This is a genomic window from Aliterella sp. E5.1, from assembly GCF_057473825.1.
Genome location: NZ_JBYCCV010000486.1, coordinates 1 through 1,139, shown reverse-complemented (window position 1 = coordinate 1,139; position 1,139 = coordinate 1). Strand labels below are relative to the sequence as shown.

Below are 1,139 nucleotides of genomic sequence, written 5' to 3'. Positions count from 1 at the left end.
GATCTTGATGATCATAGATCAGACCGTCTTGGTTGAGTTTGTAGGTGGACTGGCCATTAAATAAAATCTGGGCTTTCCAAGGCACCCGTAGGATTCCTCGTACCGTCCAGTCAGCCAAAATCGTATCCTCAGCTTCCTGATAGAGATCATGAAGATCAAAGGTGAGTTGAGTAAAAAATAGCTGGCCGTGAAAACGTAGGGTCCAGAAGATAATTCGGTAATTGAATTTGCCCTTGAACCGATTAACCGGGTCTTGGAAGTCAATATCCTGCGAGTAAATATCGTAGGAGAGATCTTGCTCAAACAAATAAGGCAATTCTATTTTGAGCATATTCATGGCCTGCTTTACCCGTGATTGATAGTCAGGGTGCAGGGTTGAAGGGTGATTTTGCCCAACCATTTTTAGTGTCCTAGCGCCTATAACCTTCTCGCAAAATTCTTCTGGCAAAATCTATGAAAAAACGGGCTAGTCACAATGGACTAACCCGCTAGTTTGGGAACGCGACAATAAACTAGTTGTGCATAACCAGCTTGACATTGGCATTTTGCAGACCGGGCCGCTTAACTTCAGCCAAGGTCTTGTTAATGGCATATTTTTGATTGATTGAGTTGATTAGCTCTGTTTGGTTGTGCTTTTTGGCAACGCCCCAGAGATCAGCAATCAAATCAAAAGAACCATCAGAATTGCGAGACCAACCGAGGTCGTATTCGCCTTCGAGAACGGCAACCAAATCAGCGCGAACCCGCTGACCATTGTAGCCACGGACATCGGCATCTGACTTGACGCTGATACCCAAGTCGCGCAGAGAAGCCTTAAGAATTTCAGCTTCTGAGATCTTGGTGCGGAGAGTGCTAAAGTGAGACATTCAGAGTTTCCTCCATTAAGAATTTGAGAAAAACAACGTTTGTTTGAACTTACTGGAACCGCAGGTTTTGCTAAGCAAGGGTCTGCGGAATCATCGGACAACTAGCATTTTGCTAGCCTTTCCTCCTGTTGGGAGCAGGAGAAAGCTTTTAGAACTCAAGTCGCTGATATTCTGCGACTGAGGCGGCAGCAGGCCGAGCCCTTTGTCTAGCCCAATCGCGCAGGGCGGTGACTTGCTCGGACATGGTCTTGGAGAGCGGCAATGTCGCTCTAC

3 protein-coding genes are annotated in these 1,139 nt (G+C 46.4%); all 3 read right to left on the bottom strand.

Features of this window, described 5'->3' with window-relative positions; translation table 11 throughout:
• On the bottom strand, positions 1 to 337 hold a 337-nt coding region (locus tag AC2VE5_RS28450; RefSeq protein ID WP_486890862.1), incomplete at its 3' end, for a C6orf136 family protein.
• A 175-nt stretch (positions 338 to 512) separates the two neighbouring features.
• Positions 513 to 866: a DUF1257 domain-containing protein gene (locus AC2VE5_RS28445; protein WP_486890861.1), complete on the bottom strand. Its 354-nt coding sequence runs from the start codon at positions 864 to 866 to the stop codon at positions 513 to 515.
• A gap of 90 nt (positions 867 to 956) precedes the next feature.
• Positions 957 to 1,139: hypothetical protein (locus AC2VE5_RS28440; protein WP_486890863.1), on the bottom strand; the 183-nt coding region annotated here is incomplete at its 5' end.